General features: G+C 67.8%; 13 protein-coding genes and 1 tRNA gene. 6 read left to right on the forward strand and 8 right to left on the reverse strand.

Annotation, left to right across the window (positions count from 1 at the left end; all coding sequences use genetic code 11):
- Positions 1-149: 149 nt before the first annotated feature.
- Positions 150-923, forward strand: coding sequence for a hypothetical protein (locus F0U60_RS33815; protein ID WP_395806182.1), 774 nt, complete (start codon positions 150-152; stop codon positions 921-923).
- Positions 924-1,008: 85 nt separating this feature from the next.
- Here the strand turns inward: F0U60_RS33815 and fdxA are convergent, their stop codons facing one another.
- The 4 genes from fdxA to F0U60_RS33835 all read right to left on the reverse strand — a co-directional run bounded on the left by fdxA (position 1,009) and on the right by F0U60_RS33835 (position 4,234).
- Positions 1,009-1,344 carry a ferredoxin FdxA gene (gene fdxA / locus F0U60_RS33820; RefSeq protein ID WP_395806183.1) on the reverse strand — a complete coding sequence of 112 codons (336 nt, stop codon included), beginning with the start codon at positions 1,342-1,344 and terminating at the stop codon, positions 1,009-1,011.
- A gap of 93 nt (positions 1,345-1,437) precedes the next feature.
- Positions 1,438-2,526: an aspartate-semialdehyde dehydrogenase gene (asd, locus tag F0U60_RS33825; protein WP_395806184.1), complete on the reverse strand. Its 1,089-nt coding sequence runs from the start codon at positions 2,524-2,526 to the stop codon at positions 1,438-1,440.
- Between the two features lie 102 nt (positions 2,527-2,628).
- Positions 2,629-2,985 (reverse strand): rhodanese-like domain-containing protein, encoded by a 357-nt coding sequence (locus tag F0U60_RS33830; protein WP_395806185.1) that lies wholly within the window; start codon positions 2,983-2,985, stop codon positions 2,629-2,631.
- 94 nt (positions 2,986-3,079) lie between these two features.
- Complete coding sequence (locus F0U60_RS33835; protein WP_395825577.1) at positions 3,080-4,234, reverse strand: acyl-CoA dehydrogenase family protein; 1,155 nt, start codon at positions 4,232-4,234, stop codon at positions 3,080-3,082.
- A 130-nt stretch (positions 4,235-4,364) separates the two neighbouring features.
- Here F0U60_RS33835 and F0U60_RS33840 point away from each other — a divergent pair.
- The 3 genes from F0U60_RS33840 (at position 4,365) to F0U60_RS33850 (ending at position 6,817) form a co-directional block, all read left to right on the forward strand.
- Positions 4,365-4,436 (forward strand) — tRNA-Cys (locus F0U60_RS33840).
- 165 nt (positions 4,437-4,601) lie between these two features.
- Positions 4,602-6,122, forward strand: coding sequence for a M20/M25/M40 family metallo-hydrolase (locus F0U60_RS33845; protein WP_395806186.1), 1,521 nt, complete (start codon positions 4,602-4,604; stop codon positions 6,120-6,122).
- Positions 6,123-6,211: 89 nt separating this feature from the next.
- Positions 6,212-6,817 (forward strand): Uma2 family endonuclease, encoded by a 606-nt coding sequence (locus F0U60_RS33850; protein WP_395806187.1) that lies wholly within the window; start codon positions 6,212-6,214, stop codon positions 6,815-6,817.
- Positions 6,818-6,824: 7 nt separating this feature from the next.
- On the opposite strand, the gene F0U60_RS33855 is transcribed toward F0U60_RS33850, so the two are convergent.
- From F0U60_RS33855 to F0U60_RS33870, 4 genes are all read right to left on the reverse strand, one after another.
- Complete coding sequence (locus F0U60_RS33855) at positions 6,825-7,370, reverse strand: hypothetical protein (RefSeq protein ID WP_395806188.1); 546 nt, start codon at positions 7,368-7,370, stop codon at positions 6,825-6,827.
- Positions 7,371-7,439: 69 nt separating this feature from the next.
- Positions 7,440-7,793, reverse strand: a complete 354-nt coding sequence (locus F0U60_RS33860; RefSeq protein WP_395806189.1) for a hypothetical protein — start codon at positions 7,791-7,793, stop codon at positions 7,440-7,442.
- Between the two features lie 510 nt (positions 7,794-8,303).
- Positions 8,304-12,200 carry a phosphoribosylformylglycinamidine synthase gene (gene purL / locus F0U60_RS33865; RefSeq protein WP_395806190.1) on the reverse strand — a complete coding sequence of 1,299 codons (3,897 nt, stop codon included), beginning with the start codon at positions 12,198-12,200 and terminating at the stop codon, positions 8,304-8,306.
- Between the two features lie 210 nt (positions 12,201-12,410).
- Positions 12,411-13,241 carry a GIN domain-containing protein gene (locus tag F0U60_RS33870; protein WP_395806191.1) on the reverse strand — a complete coding sequence of 277 codons (831 nt, stop codon included), beginning with the start codon at positions 13,239-13,241 and terminating at the stop codon, positions 12,411-12,413.
- 208 nt (positions 13,242-13,449) lie between these two features.
- Between F0U60_RS33870 and F0U60_RS33875 the strand changes: the two genes are divergently transcribed.
- Entirely contained in the window at positions 13,450-17,565 is a 4,116-nt protein-coding gene (locus F0U60_RS33875; RefSeq protein ID WP_395806192.1) for an ELWxxDGT repeat protein, read from the forward strand.
- The gene (locus tag F0U60_RS33880) at positions 17,562-19,787 is read left to right on the forward strand and encodes a molybdopterin oxidoreductase family protein (protein WP_395806193.1); all 2,226 of its coding nucleotides are present in this window, start codon (positions 17,562-17,564) and stop codon (positions 19,785-19,787) included. The genes F0U60_RS33875 and F0U60_RS33880 overlap by 4 nt, the downstream gene beginning before the upstream one ends.
- Positions 19,788-19,791: the final 4 nt, after the last annotated feature.

Consider the following 19,791-nt stretch of genomic DNA (forward strand, 5'->3'; position numbering starts at 1 on the left):
CAGGCCCGCTTCCGAGTCATCGGCCCCAGGCGTCCCACGCGTGAGCCGCTCGTCCACGGATGGAGAACCCGTCCCGAGCGCCCGCTGACGAGCACCCCCTGGCATGAGCCGTGCTCCCCCTCGGGTTCCACCCAGCGCCGAGAGGGACCATGAAGGTCGACGGTCGTAACGAGGCAGCGCCGGCCCAGCCGGCATCGGACAAGGAACGCTTCCAGGAAGCGCTGAAGAAGGCCCACCCGGAGGACACAAAGGCCCCGGTCGCCCCGGCCCGAGCAGGACCCACCGTCCGTGCCGCCATAACCCCCACACGCGGCGCCACCGGAACCGTGGCCACCCACGCCCTTGTGCGGACACCCCGACAGGGCGCCTTCGCCAGCGCCGAGCACCTCGGACAGGTGCGCCAGGGCCTGAATGTCGAGGCCCACCGGCTCCGGGATGTGCGGGGTGAGGCCCACCAGACGAACCAGGAGCAGGTGCGGCAGCGCGTGACCGACCTCATCGCCCGAGAGCTCGTCCGAGAACCACGCTCCGAGCCAGTGGCCCCGCGCCCCCCTCCACCGTCACTGACTCAGGAGCCTCTCCCGCCCATGCCTCCTGTGGAGGCAACCTCCGCCACGGGAGGGGCGAGCCCAGGAGGGGCCAGCGCCAGAGCCGTGGAGCCGCAGAACCCCGAGGTCCGCGTCCAAGCCACCCTGGAGCTCATTGAGAAGATCGAGGTGTTCGTGAAGTCGCAGCGGCCCGCGCTGGCGATGCGGCTGGGGGGAGCCTTGGACGCCACCGTGGAGGTGGAGCGCACGGGTGAGCGCGAGGTGGCCCTGCGCATCCAGGGGCGCCGAGGTCCCCTCCCTCAGAAGGAGCTGGCTCGCATCCGAGACGCCCTGGCCGAACGGGGCCTCAAGCTCAGTGCCTTCCACTCCTCTTGAGCAGGGGAACGCGGGACAGAAAAAAGGCCCTGCCGTCTTTCGACGGAGGGCCTTGAAACAACCTTGAGAAGCGGGGACGAGCGGCCTACTTCCCGGGCTTCGCCTCGAGCATGCTCCGCTTGCCCTTCTTGTCCTTGAAGCTGTCAGCGTCGGGCAGGGCGGCCTTCTTCTCCGCGATGTTCGGCCACTGCGTGGCGAACTGCGCGTTCAGCGTCCTGTACTCGCTATACTCGGGCGGCAGGTCCGACTCGGGGAAGATCGCCTTGGTCGGGCAAACCGGCTCACACGCACCGCAGTCGATACACTCGTCCGGGTGGATGACCAGGAAGTTGGCGCCCTCGTAGAAGCAGTTGACCGGGCAGACCTCGACACAGTCGGTGTACTTGCACTTGATGCAAGGCTCGGTGACCACGTAAGCCATTGAAATCTCCTCTTGGACTGAGTCCGTGCCCGCGCACACTAATGGGTTGTCGCGGGGGTGGCACTCTCTAATTTAAGTACCCCCCCCAGCGTCTCACCCCAGAATGCCCTGGGCTCGCATCAGTTCGGCTACCAGGATCGCTCCCTTGGCCGCTCCCATCTTGGTGTTGTGGGAGACGAGCAGGTACTTGAAGCCGTTCTCCAGGACGCCGTCCTCGCGCACCCGGCCCACCGTGGTGGCCATGCCCGCGTGGGTGTCGCGATCCAGGCGCGGCTGCGGGCGGAACGGATCATCCAGGACCTCAATCCACCGGGGCGGAGCCGACGGCAGGTCGCGCGACACGTCGGCGCCCCGCCACTCGCGCATCGCCGCCACCACCTCCTGCACGGAGGCCTTGCGCTCGAGCGACACGAAGACGGACTCGGTGTGACCCTCCATCACCGCCACGCGGGTGCAGGTGCAGGACACCCGGACGTCATGCGGAGCAATGGCCGAGCCCCCGGCCTGCAACGAGCCGAGGATCTTCTTCGTCTCGATCTGGACCTTCTCCTCCTCCTTGGGGATGTAGGGGATGACGTTGTCCAGGATGTCCAGGCCGATCACGCCAGGCGAGCGGCCCGCGCCCGACATGGCCTGCATCGAGGTCATCATCACCGCCTTGACGCCAAAGTGCTCGGCCAGCGGGGCCAGGGTGATGGCCAGACCGGTGGTGGTGCAGTTGGGGATGGGGACGATGAAGCCCTTCCAGCCACGGCGCTTCTGCTGCTCGCGCACCAACGGGGAGTGGGCGGCATTCACCGGGGGAATGAGCAGCGGCACGTCCGCCTCGTAGCGGAAGGCGCTGGCCGCGGAGAACACGGGGATGTCCCGCGCCAGCCGAGGCTCCATGTCCTTGGCCACGTCCGACTCCACCGCCGAGAAGGCGATGTCGTAGTCCTTGGCCTGGACCTCCTCGCCGCTCACCACCTTCATCTTCGCGATCGACTCAGGCAGCGACTCAGGGACGAACCAGGCGGTCATCCCATTCGCCGTGCGCAGCGCCTCCACGTAGGCTTTGCCCGCCGAGCGCGGCGAGGCCGCCAGTCCGGTGAGCTCGATGTAGGGGTGATCTTTCAGCGCGGCGATGAACTGCTGTCCGGCGAGTCCAGTAGCACCAATGAGGACGGCGCGAAGCTTGGCCATGACGTGTGACTCCCTTTCGTGGGGGTCGTAGGGATGGCGCGTCCTTTACACCCTTTGGCGCCGGACTTCTACGCACCGCGGCGCAAGTAGACACTCCAGGACTCAGCACATCCCGCTCGCCGAGGAGCTCGAAAGGTGGCTCTCGGTCGGCAACCCGTGGGTAATCCATCCCTGGAGGCCACCGTCCAGGCAGATGGCGTTGAATCCTCGCTGTTGGAGCAGGCGGCAGGCCCGGCGCGAGTCCGAGCCGTCCGGAGAACACCCACACACCACGATGAGCTCGTCGTCGGGGAGTGCCGCCGCGTCCCGTAGGAGTTCCTCAAAGGGCATCCACAGGGCTCCAGGGATGTGCAGGCCGAAGCGATCCCAATCCGCAGGATCACGGCAGTCGAGCACGAGCACTTCCTCGTCTCCGAGCCGTACGTAAAGCTCGGTACAAGGTATCCGGGGATCCACCACTCGGGACCTCCTGCTGCGGTGTCTGTCCCGCAGAACGAGGAGCCCCCCCCAGGCCCTTCCCGACAGCCCGCCTGCCCGCTTGGACAGGGCCGTCTTAGAGACCCAGCTGCCGGGCGATGATCTCGTTCATGATCTCGCTGGTCCCCCCGCCAATGGGGCCCAGGCGCGCGTCCCGCCAGTGTCGCTGGATGTCGTACTCCATCATGTACCCGGCGCCGCCATGAAGCTGGAGACACGCGTCGGCCACCCGGCAGGCCGTCTCGGTGGCCACCTTCTTGGCCATGGACGTCTGGGCAATGGCGTACTCGCCCCCCACATGCAGGCGCAGCGCGTGGTAGGTGAGCTGACGCGCTGCTTCAAACTCGGTGGCCAGCTCAGCGATCTTGTGCCGCACCACCTGGAACTCGTGAAGCGCCTGGCCGAACGCCCGCCGATCCCTCACGTGGGCCATGACGACCTCCAGCATCTCCTCCATGGCCCCCAGCGCCCCCAGCGCGAGCGACAGGCGCTCCCACTGGAAGTTGCCCATGATCTGATAGAAGCCCTGCCCCTCCACCTCACCCAGCAGGTTGGCCGCGGGCACCCGACAGTCCTCGAAGAAGAGCTCCCCGGTGTCCGAGGCCCGCCACCCGAGCTTCTTCAGCTTGCGCCCCACGGAGAAGCCGGGCGTGCCCTTCTCCACCACCAGCAGGGACAGGCCCTTGTGCCCCGCCTCCGGGTTTGTCTTCACCGCCAACACCACGAAGTCCGCCCGGACTCCATTGGTGATGTAGGTTTTTGAGCCGTTGACGATGTAGGAGTCGCCGTCACGACGGGCAGTGGTGAGCAGACCGGCCACGTCCGAGCCCCCATTGGGCTCCGTGATGCCGAGCGCGCCGATCTTCTCCCCCCGGATGGCTGGAGCGAGGAAGCGTCGCTTCTGGTCCTCGGTGCCGAACTTGTGCAACGGGCCGGTGGCGATGGTGTGCTGGGCCCCCAGACCCGCGGCGACCCCTCCCGAGCCGCAGCGCCCCATCTCCTCGAGCAGCACCGCCTCGTAGAGCTCCCCCGCGTTGGAGCCCCCATACTCCTCCGGGTACTTGAGGCCGAGGAAGCCCAGCTCGCCAAAGCGGGTGAAGAGCTCCCGGGGGAACTCCTCCTTCTCTTCCCACTCACTGGCGAAGGGCTTCAGCTCCTTGTCCACTACCGCCCGGACCGTGCGGCGGAAGGCCTCGTGCTCCTCCAGGTACAGCCCATAACCGTGCAGCATCGTGACGTCCCTCCGGTGGCTGGACTGCTCGCCCCCGATGCTACCGGACACGGACGAGCAGGCTCCTCCCCCGCTTAACTGTCTTGACCCGGCTGTTTCGGGTTCATATAAGGCCGTACACGCTTCTCGCGGCGCCATAGCCAAGTGGTAAGGCAAAGGTCTGCAAAACCTTCATTCCCCGGTTCGAATCCGGGTGGCGCCTCACAGTAGGGCCCGATGTGGACTCCGGTTCACATCGGGTCTTCGTGTTTCTGGGCTCTGGGAGCGCGACGGGGAGTGCCTTGCCGTCCTCGGAAAGCTGGGGGGATGCTCGCCGCCCCACCCTCCCTGGAGTCCGCTCCTGAACACCTCCGCCTCCCGTCGACTGGTGTCGTCCCTCCTGTCCCTGTCTCTCCTCGGCTCGCCAGCCCTGGCGGCGGAGTCGCCCAAGGCCGCGGCAAAGTCCTCGGAGGCGGCTCGGGCTGAGGCAGCTCGGCTGACCTCCGCCTTCCTCGGCGATACGCCGCTGCTGCGCGATCTGCAGTCCCTCGTCGACGAGGTGGGAGGTAGGGCGACGGGCTCTCCGGCCAACCTGCGCTCGGTGGACTGGGCACTCGCGCGCTTCCGTGAGGCGGGCGTCGAGGCGCGCAAGGAAGCCTTCCAGATGCCGGGCCTGTGGCTGGAGCGCTCGGCGTCCGCCAGCGTGCGCGGCGCAGGGGTGGACTACTCCCCGCGCATCGCGGCCATGCCCTTCTCCACCGCAACCCCTAAGGGCGGAATGACGGCCCCGCTGCTCGATGTCGGCAAGGGGACGGAGAAGGACTTCCAGGCGCTCGGGCAGAAGGCGAAGGGCGCATTTCTGCTCGTGGACACGGCGGAGCTGAAGGACGTGGACGGCCTGTTCCGCGAGTACGCCGAGGCCGCTGAAATCGAGCAGCGCGCCTTCGCGGCCGGCGTGGCGGGCGTGGTGTATGTGGGCTCTCGGCCCAACAACCTGCTGTACCGGCACAACGTATCGGTGGGCCTGCGCAACACGCGGCCCATGATGGTGATGGAGCGAGATGGCGCCCTGCGCGCACAGCGGCTGCTGCGCGTGGGTAAAGCGCTGACGCTCACGGCCGACATCGACGTCCAATCCGGGCCCGCCTACGAGAGCTACAACGTCATTGGGGAGATTCGGGGCAGCACGCGCCCGGACGAGGTGGTGGTGCTCGGTGCGCACCTGGACTCGTGGGACCTGGGCACGGGCGCGCTGGACAACGGGGCCAACGTGGTGGCGCTCATCGACGTGGCCCGGCAGATGAAGCGGCTGGGCATCAAACCAGCGCGCACCGTGCGCTTCGCCCTGTGGAACGGCGAGGAGCAGGGCATGTACGGCTCCGCAGGCTACACACAATCGCACGAGGCCGAGCTGGACAAGCACGTGATGGCGGCCTCGTTCGACATCGGCTGCGGGCGCATCACCGGCTTCTTCACGGGCGGACGCCCCGAGCTGCCGCCCCTGGTGGACCGCGCGCTCGAGCCGGTGAAGGGACTCGGCCCCTTCACGCAGGTGGACGTGCCGCTCGTGGGCACGGACAACTTCGACTTCATGCTGCACGGCGTGCCCAACCTGGTGGCCAACCAGGAGCCCGCGCTCTACGGCCCGAACTACCACGCGCGCTCGGACGAGCTGGACAAGTGCGACCCACAGCAACTGCGGCTCAACACCGCCATTGCGGCGGCGATCGCGTACGGCTTCGCGCAGATGGACGCGAAGCTGCCGCGCCAATCACGTGCCCAGGTGGAGGAGCTCGTCCGCACCACGGACCTGGGCCAGCAGATGAAGAGCTCCGGCCAATACGACGACTGGATGTCCGGGAAGCGCGGACGGAAGGGGAACACCAGCTCGGGTCCCGCAACCCGCTGAGGCGAGACCGCGACCGATCGGACAGAGGCGCCCCGGCTCCGACGGCTTCGGCATTGCACAGTGTGAGGGGCATGCTGAAATCTCTACGCATGGTCCCTCGCCGCCCCTCCGATTCCGAGTCCACCAAACCGAACGACCCGTCCGTCGAGGCGGCCTTCCAAGCAGTTCCCCCCGAGATGGTGGCGGAGATTCTCAACGGCGAGCTGCACCTCAGTCCTCACCCTGCTCGCCCAACGGTCAACGCGCGGACGAACCTCAGTGCACTCCTCGTAACGGCATTCACGCTCGCCAAGGAGGGACCAGGCGGATGGGTGATCCTCAATCAGCCTGAACTCCACCTCGGTCCCCGCCCGGACAAGCTCGTGCCGGACATCGCTGGGTGGCGACGTGTGCGCCTACCGCGCGCCATCGGAGGGACCAATGCCCCGGCGTACTACGACCTCGCGCCGGATTGGGTGTGCGAGGTCCTCTCAGAGCGCACGCGTCGCATCGACAAGGTCCAGAAGATGCGCATCTACGCCCGGGAAGGCGTGCGGAACGTGTGGCACGTGGACCCGGTCGCCCGCACGCTCGACATCTTCCGGGGCGAGGGACGGCACTGGTTGCTCGTCGATTCCTTCGCCGGAGACGAACGCGTCCACGCCGAGCCCTTCGAGGCCGTCGAGCTCGAACTGGCGCTCGTCTGGTCCGAGTAGCCCGGACTCAACAGGCGCAGCCGGGTCCCTTGTGGCAGACCTTGCTGCACGAGATGCACGAGTCCCCGCAGGGACAGCCTTTCTTGCAGACCTTGCAGCAGGTCCGTGCAGGGGCGGAGCTGGGGGACTCCGACGAAGGGGCCTCATCCGCTTCATCCACGCTCCAGTCCGTGCCCCGCGGAGCTTGCGTGGAGGCTGGTAACACCGACGGATCCGCTGCGGACTGCTCGGGTTGAGTCTGAAGCTGGGCTTCCTGGGACGGGGACAGCTTGGCGATCTCGTTCGCGCAGCGCCGAAGATCCTCAGGTGTCGGCGCTTCGTCCTTCCCCTTCTGCTTGTGTCGCAGGCGCAAGGCGTCCGCCGCGCACGTGCAATACCGCAGGCGATTGTCGTCCTGGAGGCTGGGGTTGGACTTCTTGACCTTCTCGGAGCAGGAGAGGACGAAGGTCAGCACCTCCTCGCTCGACAGCTCTTTCGGTTCGAAGAGGTTCGGCGTGTCGGCGGAGGCGGTGAGCGACAGGCACAGCACGGCAATCAGCACGTGACGGGACATGAGGGCCCTCGGGCGGATGTAGCAACAGGCTACACCACGCCCGGAAGGGCAAGGTCATGACCCCCTGCCTCACGCAGTATCAAGCAGGGTTGGGTCCTCCCACACGTCCTCATAGCCCTCCGCGACCAGAAATCTCCATCCTGGAGGGAGCCCCAGGAACTTCAATGCAAGCGGACACCATTCGGCCAGGTGGGCCACATGCACGGGCTGGAAGAAATCAGGCTCCGCTGATGGCTCGCCACCTGCCCAGATATACCAACCCGTGGTGTCACCCTGGATGGGATGTCTCAGTCCGTTGATGGGCATGAGCCCACTCCTCACGTTGAGTGAGATCCCCACCTTCATATCCGAGGGAGACTCGACGAATGGCGCTCCGTGTTCTTTACAAATCCTGAGCTGTGAGGCGCGAACGTCGTCACGCATTTTGTTCTCTCAAGCTACTTGGACCTGATGGTCTTTTTCTTCTCTCTTGAATAGCGACTCAGGTCAGCTCCTTGCTTCGCGGAGCATTTTGGACACTGAGGTTGCACAGCATCGACCTCACGCATCCGCGTCTTATCGACCTTGCCCGTCTCGTAATACTCCTTGACTAGAGGAGTCTTGTGATCAGCGACCTGTTGGGAAGTCGTCTTGCCGCAGTCCACACAGGGCTTGCCTTGAACCGCGGCTCTTTGTGAGGGCGTCGTCGCTCCAGAGGGCCTCTTGTATGGCGCTGGCGCTTGCGCGCTATTCGAGCCCTCCTTGGGTGAGTCCAGCTCGTTCCCTGCCTTGGAGGAAGTGACTGAGGAGTTCGGCTCCTCAGCCCTTGAGATGGACCCCCAGGCACCGAGAACAAAGAGGCACCACAGAAACAAGCCCCGTACAACCTGCTTCTTCATGAATGCCTCCAAGAAGGCGGAACAACTCCACCCTTATGGCATGACCCGAAAGGCGTCAGCCCAGTGCGGCGCGTGCGTTGCGGAACATCCGCATCCAGGGACCGTCCTCGCCCCACTCCGGTGGGCACCACGAGTACTGCACGCTCCGGCTCACGCGCTCCGGGTGCGGCATCATGATGGTGACGCGCCCGTCCCTCGACGTGAGGCCCGCGATTCCGTGCGGCGAGCCGTTCGGGTTCGCCGGGTACGTCTCCGTCACCCGCCCGTGGTTGTCCACGAACCGCACCGGCACCAGGCCCAGCCCGTTCACCCGAGCCCCCTCCTCGGGGCTCGTGAACTCCGCCCGTCCTTCTCCGTGCGAGGACGCGATGAGGATCCGGCTGCCCTCCATGCCCTTGAAGAACAGCGACGGGCTCTCCGCCACCTCCACCTGCACCAGCCGCGCCTCGAACTGCTCCGAGGCGTTGCGCACGAAGTGCGGGAAGTGCTCAGCCCCTGGGATGAGGTCGCGCAGCTGCGACATCATCTGGCAGCCGTTGCAGATGCCCAGGGCGAACGTGCCCGAGCGCGCGAAGAAGGCGGCGAACTCGTCACGCGCCCTCGTGTTGAACAGGATGGAGCGCGCCCAGCCTCCACCCGCGCCCAGCACGTCGCCGTACGAGAAGCCTCCGCAGGCCGCGACGCCCGTGAAGTCCTTCAGCAACACCCGTCCCGACAGGATGTCGCTCATGTGCACGTCCACCGCGTTGAAGCCCGCGCGGATGAACGCCCGCGCCATCTCGAGCTGGCTGTTCACCCCCTGCTCTCGCAGGATGGCCACCCGAGGCTTCTCGCCCTTCGCGATGTACGGCGCCGCCACGTCCTCCTTCGGATCGAACGTGAGCCGGGGCGACAGGCCAGGGTCGCTCGGGTCGCACTTCGCGGTGTACTCCTCCTCGGCACAGCGCGGGTTGTCGCGCAGCTTCTGCATCTCGTAGCTGACGCGCGACCACTGCTTGCGCAGCGCCAACGTGTCCTCCTCCAGGAGGACCTTCGCGCCGTGGCGCACCTGCACCGTCAGGGCCGCCTGCGGCCGGCCGAGCTCGTGGTACGCCGAGCTCAAGCCGTGCCTCGTCAGCACCGCGCGCACGCGCTGGAGGTTCTCCGCCCGCACCTGCAGCACCGCGCCCAGCTCCTCGTTGAAGAGCGCCGCGACCGCATCCGAGCCCAGCGCCGCCACGTCCACCTCGAAGCCGCAGTGGCCCGCGAAGGCCATCTCCACCAGAGAGGTCAGCAGGCCACCGTCCGAGCGGTCATGGTAGGCCAGCACCAGGCCCTCCTCGTTGAGCGCCTGCATCGCGGCGAAGAAGCCCTTCAGCGTCTCGGGGCTCTCCACGTCCGGGCACCGCGGGCCCACCTGCGACCAGGTCTGCGCCAACACCGAGCCACCCAGCCGCTGCCGGCCGTCCGCGAGGTCCACGAACACCAGCCGCGTGTCCGAATCCGGCTCGCGAATCTGCGGCGTGAGGGACCTGCGCACGTCCAGCACCGGCGCGAAGGCCGACACGATGAGCGACAGCGGCGCCGTCACCGCCTTGCGAGCCCCCTTCTCTTCCCACACCGTGCGCATGGACATGGAGTCCTTGCCCACCGGAATGGTGAGGCCCAGCGCCGGGCACAGCTCCATGCCCACCGCCTTCACCGCGGCGTACAGGTTGGCGTCCTCGCCCGGGCTCCCGGCGGCGGCCATCCAGTTGGCCGACAGCTTCACGTCGCCCAGCTTTCCGATCCGCGCCGAGGCGATGTTCGTGATGGCCTCGGCCACCGCCATGCGCGCCGAGGCCGCCGCGTCGATCAGCGCCACCGGCGTGCGCTCGCCCATGGACATGGCCTCGCCCGTGTAGCCCGCGTGCGCCGACAGCGTCACCGCGCAGTCCGCCACTGGCACCTGCCAGGGGCCCACCATCTGATCCCTCGCCGTCAGGCCCGACACCGTCCGGTCACCGATCGTGATGAGGAACCCCTTGTCCGCCACCGTCGGGTGTTCGAGCACCCGTCCCAGCAGCTCCTTCACCGGTGCGTCCAGCTTCAGCTCGGCGTGCTCCAGCCGGCGGGACTTCACGTCCCGGTGCATCCTCGGCGGCTTGCCGAACAGCACGTCCATCGGGATGTCGATGGGCGCGTTGCTGAACTGCCGGTCCGTCAGCTTCAACACCTGCTCCTCAGTGGCCTCGCCGAGCACCGCGAACGGCGCCCGCTCGCGCTCGCACAGGGCCTTGAAGCGCGGCAGGTCCTCCGGCGCGATGGCCAGCACGTAGCGCTCCTGCGCCTCGTTGCACCAGATCTCCACCGGCGCCATGCCCGGCTCTGCGTTGGGCACCTCGCGCAGCTCGAAGCGTCCACCCAGGTTGTTGTCGTGGATGAGCTCCGGCACCGCGTTGGACAGACCGCCCGCGCCCACGTCGTGGATGGAGCGAATGGGGTTGGCCTCGCCCTGCTCCCAGCACCGGTCGATGACCTCCTGGCAGCGCCGCTCCATCTCCGGGTTGTCCCGCTGCACCGAGGCGAAGTCGAGATCCGCCGCGCTCGTGCCCTGCGTCATTGAGGACGCCGCGCCGCCGCCCAGGCCGATCAGCATCGCCGGGCCGCCCAGCACGACGATCTTATCTCCCGGCTTCAGCGTGCCCTTCTGCACGTGCGGCGCCCGGATGTTGCCGAGGCCTCCGGCGATCATGATCGGCTTGTGGTAGCCGCGAACCTCGGGGCCCTCGGACGTGGGCACCTGCATCTCGAAGCTGCGGAAGTAGCCGCACAGGTTGGGCCGGCCGAACTCGTTGTTGAAGGCGGCGCCGCCCAGCGGGCCGTCGATCATGATGTCGAGCGCGGACACGATGCGCTCCGGCTTGCCGTAGGGCTGCTCCCAGGGCTGCTCGTAGCCGGGGATGCGCAGGTTCGAGACGGAGAACCCCGTCAGGCCCGCCTTGGGCTTCGCACCCCGGCCCGTGGCGCCCTCGTCGCGAATCTCACCGCCCGCGCCCGTGGAGGCTCCCGGGTGCGGCGAGATGGCCGTGGGATGGTTGTGCGTCTCCACCTTCATCAGGATGTGCGCCGGCTCGCGGTGGAAGCGGTACTCGCCGTTGGCCGCGTCCGGGAAGAGGCGATCGACCTCGAAGCCCTCCATCACCGCCGCGTTGTCCTTGTACGCCGACAGCACGCCTTCCTTGTTCGCCGCGTAGGTGTTCTTGATGGACTGGAAGAGCGAGCGCTCCTGCTTCTCGCCGTCGATCGTCCACGACGCGTTGAAGATCTTGTGCCGGCAGTGCTCGCTGTTGGCCTGCGCGAACATCATCAGCTCGACGTCCGTGGGGTTGCGCTTCAGCTCGGTGAAGCGCGCCACCAGGTAGTCGATCTCATCCTCGGCCAGCGCCAGGCCCAGCTCCCGGTTGGCGGAGACGAGCGCGGCCCGGCCTCCACCCAGCACGTCCACCGTGGTGAGCGGCCGAGGCGTGTGCCCGGCGAAGAGGATGGCGGCGTCTTCCTCGCGGCCCACCACCGCCTGCGTCATCCGGTCGTGCAGCACCGGCTGCACTCGGGCGAGCTGCGCGGCACCCAGCGCCTTACCGACCTCATCGGCGACCCAATAGGCGATGCCACGCTCGGCCCGCCGGATGCCGCGCAGGCCGCAGTTCTGGAAGATGTCCGTGGCCTTCGACGACCACGGAGAAATGGTGCCGGGGCGCGGGATGACGAGCTGCAGGCTTCCGCGGGGCTCCTTCCGGGCCAGCCGAGGGCCGTACTCCAGCAGCTTGTCCATCAGGGCCCGCTCGGACTCCGAGAGGGTGGTTGCGACATCAACGAAGTGCACGAACTCCGCGTAGACGGAGGCCACAGCAGGCTCCAGCTCGCGACAGCGAGCGAGCAGCTTGGCCAGACGGAACTCGGAGAGGGCGGGGGCGCCACGCAGGGTGAGCATGGAATCTCTGGGAGAGGGGGTCCGGAAATGTGCGGCCGTCTTATAACCACAGCCTCCCTCCCGCATCCGAAGAGATCGTGATGGATGGCCCTCCCATGGCTGCACGGGACGTGACTTCCGAGAAAAAGAGGAAGGCCCTCCCCCGCTCCTCGGTGCTCCAACCGGGCGGGGAAGGGCCTCCTCTGCGACAGGGCCAGGTGCCCTTCGGGTTCAGTGGCGCCGGAGGTTACCGCTGCCGTCGAGGTGCACGTCACGAATCGCGGCGCCGCCCCACAGATCCACATTGCCGGAGCCCGAGAGCTTCACCGACACGACATCGGTGATGGTCGCGCTCAGGTTGCCGGAGCCGGACAAGCTCAACTCCGCCTCCGAGCTGGTGAGCGCCTTGGCATCGATGTCCCCGCTGGCCTCCACCCGGGCCACGAACCGCGGCGCCGAGCCGGAGAGGCTGATGTCCCCCGAGCCATCGGAGGAGGCATCCAGGCTCTTCACGGAGCCGTCATAGGAGAGATCGCCGGAGCCATCGAGCTTCAGGTCCACCTTGTCGATCACCTGCTCCAGCGGGGTGCAGAGCGTCATGTTGCCGGAGCCCGACAGGTGCGCGGCGAGGCTGGACGCTGGCCCACAGTAGCGCATGTCGCCAGAACCCTCGAGCTTGAAGGTGAGCGCGTTCGACTGGGTCACTCCTTCGACGAGGAGCGATCCGGACCCCTCACCCTTCGCGCCCAGGAAGCGCGGCAGCGTCACCACGATCTGGCCCTCACCCGAGTACGAAAGCAGGGTGGTGTCATCGATGACGAGCGTCTCTCTGGAGACGTGGGTGGTGATGTACTGCTGCAGGTTCTCGTCGAGCGTGACGTTGACGGACTCGGTGGCGGCTTCGCGCACCACCACCTCCAGCTGACTGCGATTTTCCACCTGGGTGAAGCCGAAGAGCTCACGCGACACCGTGACCTTATGGCCATCACCCTGCTCTCCAATCAGACCGCAGGCCGGCAGGAGCAGCAGCGCCGCAACACCCACACATAGGCTCTTCCACATGTTCTGACTCCCTCATGAAAGGACGCCAGCCCACCAGGCGGCATCGAAGGTCACGCCGCCTGAAACACCGCCTCCCCGCGAAACTGTCACCCTGCCAGTGCGTTTTCTGTCGCGCTCCCACTGGGCCCGGATGTGATTGAATGCCGCAGGTTTCGGCATGGCCGGGCGCTGCAGGCCCAGCACCGGCGGGGGAGTCTCGAGGAACAGCATGGTGAGAGTGAACACGACCCTGACGTCTCTGTGCGTCCTCGTGCTGGGCATGGCCTGCACGGCGCCTACAGGGGAGGAGCCTGCGCGGAAGACGCCGAAGGCCACCCGCCGGGCGCTGGGTGAGGGTCCCGCCTCCCTCGTCATGGATGTGGCCGCGAAGTCCGAGAGCGCGCTGGTGCGCTACCCCGAGTTCCTCACGCCAGCCGGCACGGCCCTCCTCTTCTCGGCCAACGACGACAGCACCGGACCCGAGCTGTGGAGGCTCACGTCCTCCGGCCCCGTCCTGGTGTCCGACATCGCCCCGGGGACTCCAGGCTCCTCGCCCTCCCACCTCTTCCACATGCGGGGACTTACGTACTTCTCCGCCACGGATGGAAAGAATGGCGTGGAGCTGTGGCGGACGGATGGCACCTCCGCGGGCACCTTCTTGCTCGCGGACATCCGACCGGGCACCGCGAGCTCCCAGCCCACGACGTTCGCCGAGCTCAACGGGAGGGTCTACTTCAGCGCTGACAACGGCGAGCACGGCGCCGAGCTGTGGCGCACGGACGGAACCCCAGGCGGCACGGAGCTCGTCCGGGACATCTTCCTGGGCAAGGGCAACAGCAACCCCGATTCGTTCACCGAGCTCGGCGGCAAGCTCTTCTTCATCGCCACCGGGCCAGGGGGGACGCGGCAGCTCTGGCGGACGAATGGAACACCGGAGGGCACGGTGCGTGTCGGCGCGAACCTGACCGTCACGGCCTCCCCCGCCACGCGCGGGCTCGTCCGGTCGGGCCGGTCGCTCTTCTTCGCCGCCGATGACGGCACGACAGGCACCGAGCTGTGGAAGACCGATGGCACCGAGACGGGCACCGTCCGCGTGAAGGACCTCTCCCCGGGCGCATCGGGCTCTGGCCCCGCGCAGCTCACCGCCTTCGGGGGCGCGGTGTACTTCGTCGCCACGGACGGCGTGACGGGGAACGAGCTGTGGAAGACCGATGGCACCGGGGCGGGCACCTCGCGCGTCCTGGAGCTCTTCTCCGGAAACAACACCACGGAGAAGCCCGACTCCCTCGTCGCCACCAGCAGCCGCCTCTTCTTCCTGACGCGCGACAGCAGCGGCAATGAGAGCGCACTCTACGCGACGGACGGCACGGCGGCGGGCACCTCGAAGCTCGAGGACTTCAAGGCCCGAGGCGGCAAGGGCCCCCTGCTGATGACGGCCCACGGGAGCACGCTCTACTTCACCGCGTACGAGCCGAGCGTCGGCGCCGAGCTGTGGACGAGCGATGGCACCCGGGCGGCGCGCATCGGCACCAACATCTTCTCGGGCGACAAGCCCACGGATCCGGCCCCCCGCTCGTTCACGGTGCTGGGCGACACCGTCTACTTCGTGGCGACTGCGCCCGGAACGGGCCTCTCCCTCGAGAACCCTCCCCTCCCCACGCTGTGGAAGACGCAGGGCGACGTGGCCACCACCGCCCCCGTCGGAGCCGATCTGAAGGCCACCCGGGGCTCCAAGCCCGCCCCCTTCGCCACCTGGAATGGCTCGCTGTACTTCACCACCTTCGAGCAGGAGGCGGCGGCGAAGCTGTGGCGGACCGATGGGACGGTCGCGGGCACGCAGTCGCTCGTGGACATCCTTCCCTCCGAGGTCGACAGCTCCATCTTGGAGTCGGGAGTGAGCGACCTGACACCCCTGAACGGCGCCCTCTACTTCGCGGCCCTGCCCTCGTCCGTGGAGGGCTATCAGCTCTGGAAGACAGATGGGACCCCTGCCCCCACTGGCACCACGCGGGTGACCTCCAGGCTCAAGCTCACCCCCGTGGCGGGCGCTCCCATCGAGCTCGCCGCGCATGGGGGATTCCTCTTCTTCGCCGGCAGTGACTCCATCACGGGCTTCGAGCTCTGGAAGAGCGACGGAACCGACTCGGGCACCACCCTGGTGAAGGACATCGTGGAGAAGAGCGGGTCCTCGCAGCCCTCCCAATTCACGTCCGTGGGAGGAGCCCTGTACTTCCTGGCCCGTGACGCCTCCGGCGGCCGCGAGCTGTGGAAGACGGATGGCACCGGCGCCGGGACGGTCCGCGTCGCCAACATCCGCGACAGCCTGGGCTATGCCTCCGTGCTGAACATCGCCGGAGTCGTGGGCAGCACCCTCTACTTCGTCGCCAACGAGGCCGGCACCGGCATCGAGCTGTGGAAGACGGATGGAACGACCACCACCCGGGTGAAGGACATCGCCCCGGGTGCGGCGGACTCTGGGCCCTCCTCCTTCGCGGTGCTCGGCGGCGTCCTCTACTTCAAGGCCAACGATGGCAGTTCCGGTGCCGAGCTGTGGAAGACCGATGGCTCCGAGCCGGGCACCATCCGCGTCAAGGACATCCGCTCGGGCAACGGGAGCTCCACACCGCAGGCACTCACGGCGCTCGGCGACACCCTCTACTTCACCGCCGAGGACGATACGTCCGGCCGCGAGCTGTGGAAGACCAACGGCACCGAAGCCGGCACCGTCCGCGTCAAGGACATCCTCTCGGGCACGGGCGGTGGAGTCCTCGCCAGCTCACTTCTCGCGCTCCCCGCCGAGAAGCTGATCCTCCTCGCCGCCAATGATGGCGTGAGTGGCACCGAGCTGTGGCGCTCGGACGGCACTTCGGCGGGCACCTTCATGCTGCACGACATCGCCCCCTGGCAGCTCGGCTCGGACCCCGCGGGGTTCACCTTCTTCGGAGACTCCATCGCCTTCAGCGCGAGCGACGGGCGGCACGGGCGCGAGCCGTGGTTGATGCCTCGGGAGCTGCTCACCAACAGCACGGCCCCAACCCTCGTCTGCCCGGCGGACCAGGTCGTCGAGGCCCAGCAGGCGCTGGGCGCGCAGGTTCATTTCCCGGAGGCGGAGGCCAACGACGACACCTCGCTCCCTCCCGCCCTCTCCTACAGCCGGGTGCCGGGAAGCTTCTTCCCCTTCGGAACCACCCGGGTGACCGCCACCGCGCGAGACGCCGCGGGCCTCGTGGCCACGTGCGCCTTCAACGTGAAGGTGCAGGACACCACGCCGCCCGTGCCGGTCTGCCCCGCGAGCGCCGACGTGGAGGCCACGAGCGCGGCGGGCACGGTGGTCACCTACCCCGAGCCCCTGGCCACCGACGCGGTGACTCGCGAGCCGCGCCTCACCGTGAGCCACGCCTCCGGCAGCCTCTTCCCCCACGGCAACACCACCGTGACGGTGACGGCCGCCGACGAGTGGGGCAACGAGAGTCAGTGCACCTTCACCCTGAACGTCCAGGACACCACGGCCTCGGTGCTGACGTGCCCGGCGGATCCGATTGTCGAGGCCGAGAACCCCACCGGCGCGATCGCCACCTGGCCGCCTGTCGAGGCCTCGGACGCGGTCTCCCAGCCGACCGTCACCGTCGATCACACCAGCGGGGAGCGCTTCCCGGTCGGGAGCACGCCCGTCACGGTGACGGCCAAGGATGGGGCCGGGAACGTCTCGAGCTGCACCTTCCACGTCATCGTCCGCGACACGAAGGCCCCCACGCTCAAGTGCCCGGCACCCATCGAGGTCGAGGCGGAGGGACCCTCGGGGACTCCGACGACGTTCTCGGTGATCAACTACGTGGACACCGTCTCCGCGGTCACGGTGAGCACCCAGCCCGCCTCCGGGGACACCTTCCCGGTGGGCGAGACGTCCGTGAAGGTGCGGGCGGAGGATGCCTCGGGCAACGTGGCCGAGTGCAGCTTCCCCGTCACGGTGAGTGACACCCTGCCGCCCCTGCTCACGTGTCCGCAGGACGTGACCGTCCCAGAGGGACCGGTGGCCGTGGAGCTGCCCCGGGCCTCCGCCACGGACCGCGTGACGACCTCGCCGGCCGTCACGATGTCCCCCGCCAGCGGCAGCATCTTCCCACCGGGTGACACCACCGTGGAGGTGACGGCGGAGGACGCCTCGGGCAATACGACCCGGTGCACGTTCAACGTGCACGTCGAACGGGAAGCCAGTGGTTGTGGCTGTTCCAACACTCCGGGTAACACGAGCGCAACCTCCTGGTTGTGTCTGCTGTCCCTGGTAGCTTTCGCCGCCCGCCGTTTCCGTGCGTCTTCCCCGTCGTCGCCACGAGGTACTCGATGAGTCAGTCCTCCGCGCCGTCCGAGCTGCACTTCCGCACCTGCAACCTCTGCGAGGCCATGTGTGGCCTGCGCATCGAAACCTCTGGAGGCCGCGTCACCTCCATCCGGGGTGACGAGGCGGATCCATTCAGCAAGGGTCACATCTGCCCCAAGGCCGTCGCGCTCCAGGACCTGCACGAGGATCCAGACCGGCTCCGTCAACCCGTCCGGCGTACCGCCACCGGTTGGCAGCCCATCTCGTGGGAGGAGGCGCTTGACGAGACCGCGCGGCGGCTCAACGCCATCCAACGGGAGCACGGCAAGGACTCGCTGGGCGTGTACGTGGGCAACCCCACCGTGCATGACCACGGCGCGATGCTCTTCCTGCCGCTGCTCCTGAGGACCCTGCGCACGAAGAACAAGTTCTCAGCGACGTCGGTGGATCAGCTCCCCCATCACATCGCCGCGTACTCGATGTTCGGGCACCAGTTCCTCATCCCCATCCCGGACATCGACCACACGCGCTACATGCTCATCCTCGGGGCCAACCCGCTCGCCTCCAACGGCAGCCTGATGAGCGCGCCGGGCGTGCGAGGCCGGCTCAAGGCCATCCAGGAGCGCGGAGGCAAGGTGGTGGTAGTGGACCCCCGGAAGACGGAGACCGCCCGCGTCGCGGACGAGCACGTCTTCATCCGCCCCGGCACCGACGCGCTGTGGCTGTTCTCGCTCCTGCACCTGCTGCTGGAGGGAGCGGGCGCGAAGATGGGGCGGCTCGCGGAGTTCTCCGATGGCCTGGCCACCCTCCGGGAGCTGGCACGCGACTTTACCCCCGAGCGTGCCGAGCCCCACACCGGCGTGCCGGCGGCCACCACCCGGCGGATCGCCCGCGAGCTGTCTGCCTCCGAGTCCGCCGTGTGCTACGGCCGCGTGGGCGTCTCCACGCACGCCTTCGGCGCGATGTGCCAGTGGCTCATCAACGTCATCAACCTGGTGACGGGGAACTTCGACCGTCCGGGCGGCGCCCTGTTCACGAAGCCGGCCTTCGATCTGGTGCACGGGCCGAAGGCGATCTCCATGAGCCGCGGGAGCTTCGGGCGCTGGAAGAGCCGGGTGCGCGGGCTGCCTGAGACCTCTGGCGAGCTGCCCGTAGCCGTGCTCGGCGAGGAGATCCTCACCGAGGGCCCTGGCCGCATCCGCGCGATGATCACCTCCGCGGGCAACCCGGTGGTGTCCACGCCCAACGGACAGCAGCTCGACAAGGCGTTCGCGTCCCTCGACTTCATGGTGTGCATCGACCCGTACATCAACGAGACGACCCGCCACGCGCACATCATCCTGCCGCCCAGCACCCAGCTCGAGCGGAGCCACTACGACCTCGCCTTCCACGTGCTGGCGGTGCGCAACACCGCGAAGTACTCGCCGCCGCTCTTTGAGCCGCGCCCGGGCTCGAAGCACGACTGGGAGATCTTCCTGGAGTTGAAGCACCGACTGGAGACCTTGCGCGGAGAGCCGCGCGTGCGCGGCGAGCTGACGTACCGCGCGCTGAAGAAGCTCGGCCCTGACGGCATCCTCGATCTGGGGCTGCGCGCGGGCCCTTATGGAATGAGGCTCCGCCCGTTCCGCAAGGGCCTGAACCTGGCGAGCCTCAAGCAGAAGCCGCACGGCGTGGACCTGGGACCGCTCCAGCCGAGCCTTCCCGGGCGGCTGGCCACGCGCGACCGCCGCATCCAGCTCGCCCCCGAGCTGATGGTGGCCGACGTCCAGCGGCTGCGCCAAACGTTCCCAGAGGGCACGGGGGCGTCGGAGCAGGGCTCGATGCTGCTCATCGGCCGGCGCCACCTGCGGGACAACAACTCCTGGCTGCACAACGTGCCCCGGCTCGTGAGTGGGAAGCCCCGGTGTACGCTGATGGTGCACCCGGAGGATGCTCGCCGCCTCGGCCTTCAAGAGGGCGGAGAGGCATTGATCACCTCACGCGTCGGGGAGGTGCGAGCCCCCGTGACCGTGACGGATGAAGTGATGCCCGGAGTGGTGAGCCTGCCGCATGGCTACGGCCATGGGCGCGAAGGCGTCCGGCTCCGGGTGGCAGGAGAGCATGCGGGCGTGAGCATCAATGATCTCACGGACGACCGCTTCCTGGACGCCCTCAGTGGCAATGCCGCATTCAGCGGAGTCCAGGTGCACGTCAAACCGCTAGAATCGGTTCGTACGGAAGGACAACCAGTGCAGTCGGCGACTGCATGAGACA

It is taken from the genome of Archangium minus, assembly GCF_044360475.1.
In the GTDB taxonomy this organism is placed as follows: Bacteria; Myxococcota; Myxococcia; order Myxococcales; family Myxococcaceae; genus Archangium; species Archangium minus.

Bases quoted from the DNA above. Each gene is read 5' to 3' on its own strand.
- F0U60_RS33815 (WP_395806182.1), top strand. From the start codon at position 150: ATGAAGGTCGACGGTCGTAACGAGGCAGCGCCGGCCCAGCCGGCATCG.
- fdxA (WP_395806183.1), bottom strand. From the start codon at position 1,344: ATGGCTTACGTGGTCACCGAGCCTTGCATCAAGTGCAAGTACACCGAC.
- asd (WP_395806184.1), bottom strand. From the start codon at position 2,526: ATGGCCAAGCTTCGCGCCGTCCTCATTGGTGCTACTGGACTCGCCGGA.
- F0U60_RS33835 (WP_395825577.1), bottom strand. From the start codon at position 4,234: ATGCTGCACGGTTATGGGCTGTACCTGGAGGAGCACGAGGCCTTCCGC.
- F0U60_RS33850 (WP_395806187.1), top strand. From the start codon at position 6,212: ATGGTCCCTCGCCGCCCCTCCGATTCCGAGTCCACCAAACCGAACGAC.
- F0U60_RS33855 (WP_395806188.1), bottom strand. From the start codon at position 7,370: ATGTCCCGTCACGTGCTGATTGCCGTGCTGTGCCTGTCGCTCACCGCC.
- F0U60_RS33860 (WP_395806189.1), bottom strand. From the start codon at position 7,793: ATGCGTGACGACGTTCGCGCCTCACAGCTCAGGATTTGTAAAGAACAC.
- purL (WP_395806190.1), bottom strand. From the start codon at position 12,200: ATGCTCACCCTGCGTGGCGCCCCCGCCCTCTCCGAGTTCCGTCTGGCC.
- F0U60_RS33870 (WP_395806191.1), bottom strand. From the start codon at position 13,241: ATGTGGAAGAGCCTATGTGTGGGTGTTGCGGCGCTGCTGCTCCTGCCG.
- F0U60_RS33875 (WP_395806192.1), top strand. From the start codon at position 13,450: ATGGTGAGAGTGAACACGACCCTGACGTCTCTGTGCGTCCTCGTGCTG.
- F0U60_RS33880 (WP_395806193.1), top strand. From the start codon at position 17,562: ATGAGTCAGTCCTCCGCGCCGTCCGAGCTGCACTTCCGCACCTGCAAC.